We start from the raw sequence: 3,139 nt of genomic DNA, 5'->3' as shown, positions 1-3,139 counted from the left end.
GCCATAAACATTAAAACAGAATAAAATGATGAAGACATTGACTAACAAAGAAGAGGAAATCATGGATCACTATTGGACACATGGGGATATGCAGATTCGCGAATTGCAAGCATGTTACGAAGATCCTAAACCACACGTGAACACATTAGCAACATTAGTAAGAATCCTTGAGGAGAAAGGATTTCTAGGGCATCGCGCCTTAACAGCACGCTGCTTCCAGTATTTCGCTAAAATCACACGCGAGGAATATCATCGTAATACGCTGATGAGTGTCGTGGATAGATTCTTCGGTAAATCATACCTGAAAGCCGTTTCCGCTCTGGTTAAAGAGGAAAAAATATCGGTAGAAGAACTCAAGCAATTAATTAATACGATTGAGAAAGACTGATTTCAAAGAAAAAAGACCATTCAACAAATAATATAAAACCAATGTAATATGGGAATGTTATTTCTTTATTCTATCAAATCGGGAATATGCTTAATCGCATTCTACCTATTCTATAAAATGGGCTTAAGCAGAGAAACCTTCCATGCCTTCAACCGTAAGTCAATCCTGTTGATGATTCTTATGGCTTTAATAGTACCATTGATACAAGTGGAACTGAATAAAGAAACGCCAATGACTGCGGTGACGGTAGATTTTACAGAAATGCTTGCTACGGTACAACAACCGTTAGACTACCCGACAAAAGAACCAATTACCATGATACAACTCCTATTCTTATTATATATAATAGGTGTTGGAATATTTGCCGTGGTCTTCCTGTTGTCTCTATGGAAACTGCGATTCATATTGCGCAGCGGAACAAGAACAGACAATGCACATGGGGAACATCTGGTAGTAATAGACCGCGATATCGCTCCTTTCAGTTGGTTCAACTATATCGTTGTAGCACGGAAAGACTATCAAGATCACCCTATGGAAATTCTAACACACGAAAGAGCACACATAGCTCATCACCATAGTGTAGATATATTATTGTGCAACATCATGCTGATTTTTCAATGGTACAACCCTGCAGCGTGGCTACTAAGACGCGAGCTACAGGAGGTTCATGAATACGAAGCAGACGAAGCTGTACTCGCAGAAGGTGTAGATGCACGCAATTACCAACTGTTGCTGGTGATGAAGGCTGTGGGAGAAGATAGATTTGCGTTAGCTAACAATTTTAATCATAATTCACTAAAAAAACGTATCACAATGATGAAAATGCAGAAATCGAATGGATGGAAACGTGCCAAACTGCTTTTGGCACTTCCTTTAACAGCAATAGCTGTTGTGGCTTTTGCCAACGAAAGTGTAGAATCAATGGCCGAGAAAATTGTTACTGAGAGTAATAATGCAGCGGTGGCAGTAGAAAACAATTTGCCTGTGCAACAAAATAACAAACCAGTAAAGAAGAAAAAAGCGCCCAAAAAAGAAAGCAAGAAGAAAGTCTATGACATCGTAGAACAGATGCCTTCATTCCCAGGAGGACCGAAAGCATTATATGAATACATCGGGAGTAATGTGAAATATCCAGCAGAGGCAACTGCTACCAATAAGAGCGGCAGAGTCATTGTGGCCTTTGTGGTAGATAAAAATGGTAATATTATAGAGCCAACCATTATAAGGAGCGTTTGCGAGCCCCTCGATAAGGAAGCGCTACGAGTAATAAAGGAAATGCCAAAATGGACACCAGGTAAACAGAACGGTAAAGCAGTAGATGTGAAATATGTACTACCCATCTCATTCAACATAGGCACTATAACACCCAAACCAAATTCTGCTGCAAATAAAGAAGAGAATAACCAACCCAACACTACTTTGTACATAGTTGATGGTAAACGAATAGACAACATCAACACACTTAAACCAGATCAGATATCAAGCCTGCAAATCTTCAAAGACGCAGAAAATATAAAGAAGTACAGTGGTGATGAGAATACTGAAAACGTAATTGTAGTAACAACAAAGAAAAACGAAAATCTCAATTAATATAATTCATCCTCTTGAAAAAGAGCGTAAGCGCACAGACTGTGAAGCCGGTGCGCTTTGGCGATTTCGGTGATACGTATGATATACAAAACATTTTTATATTCTGTCTGATTCCGCCATATCTTCAATATGGTCTCATCGCTTACTCAATAGGAATTCGTCTATCCTTCGATTATTCTTCTACCGACTTGGATTATTCTTCAATAGAAAAGCAAACTCATGATAAGACACTTTAATACTAAATCAATCATCAGAGGCAATATAAAACTGACAGTTTTACCGTTTTTTCGCAAATAATTTCTTATAAACACCCATTTGACACTGCTATAAAAAGGACAGAATTAGCCATTTTTCGTTATATCAATACTGCTTTTATACTTTTTTAAGAGTTTTTTCGTGCTTCGTATGAAAATAAAGCGTAACTTTACAGCATTATAACAAAAAATCCGATAAAAAATGAAAAAGTTTCTAATTTTATTGCTACCTTTGTTTGTAGCACATCTGTTCTCTTGTTCATCAGAGGACAGCAACATTGAACAGACAGAACCTGTCTCAGTAAAAGTCAGTTTTTCTGGATTTGATTTTTCAGTAGTTCCTGACCAAAATTTCGCAACGTCACGTGCAAGTGCTGCAGAAGCACAAGTGACCTGTATCGCATTTAAGGTTTTCGACGAAAACAACAAAGAGTTTTATGCAGAAAAGAAAACGAAAGGAACAAACGAGAACTTCGATCAGATTAATTGCGAACTTCCAGCTGGAAAATACACTTTCGTAGCTGTGGCACACAAGGCTAAAACTCCAAGTAACGGAGCTGCAGACATCGCATCTCCAGAAAAAGCGGTCATCAATGATATCATACTCTACAAGAGTACCTATGCAACAACGATGTCTGTTGATATTACCAGAGGTGAACCTAAAGAGGTTACTATGAACTTTGGCAAACGCATCACAGCATCTTTCTCACTTTATATATCAGACCCCTACCCTGAAGAAGTAGATGAAGTGGAAATCATCATCGACCCAGATCAGAATGCAGGTACTCCAAACCAATACACTTTCAATCCATCTACTGGATTTAGTTTTGCAAAACAATCATACACAACTAATATCTACAAGAAGAATACGCCAAACAATTCATTCATAGACGGTCCAACGATCTCA

Annotated in this window: 3 protein-coding genes; all 3 read left to right on the top strand. The window is 38.2% G+C overall.

Annotated features, from left to right (window positions below; translation table 11 throughout):
- Positions 1-25 precede the first annotated feature (25 nt).
- Entirely contained in the window at positions 26-388 is a 363-nt protein-coding gene (locus tag CIK89_RS13260; protein ID WP_371593530.1) for a BlaI/MecI/CopY family transcriptional regulator, read from the top strand.
- A gap of 48 nt (positions 389-436) precedes the next feature.
- Positions 437-1,978 carry a M56 family metallopeptidase gene (locus tag CIK89_RS13255; RefSeq protein ID WP_094391829.1) on the top strand — a complete coding sequence of 514 codons (1,542 nt, stop codon included), beginning with the start codon at positions 437-439 and terminating at the stop codon, positions 1,976-1,978.
- A gap of 456 nt (positions 1,979-2,434) precedes the next feature.
- Positions 2,435-3,139 (top strand): FimB/Mfa2 family fimbrial subunit (locus CIK89_RS13250; protein WP_094391828.1); only part of this gene is annotated, 705 nt, incomplete at its 3' end.

Origin of the sequence: Prevotella sp. P4-119 (genome assembly GCF_002251345.1) — a bacterium.
In the GTDB taxonomy this organism is placed as follows: Bacteria; Bacteroidota; Bacteroidia; order Bacteroidales; family Bacteroidaceae; genus Prevotella.
This window is presented reverse-complemented; position numbering and strand designations above follow the sequence as displayed.

Coding starts and splice junctions, on each gene's coding strand:
- CIK89_RS13255 (WP_094391829.1), top strand. CDS start 437: ATGGGAATGTTATTTCTTTATTCTATCAAATCGGGAATATGCTTAATC.
- CIK89_RS13260 (WP_371593530.1), top strand. CDS start 26: ATGATGAAGACATTGACTAACAAAGAAGAGGAAATCATGGATCACTAT.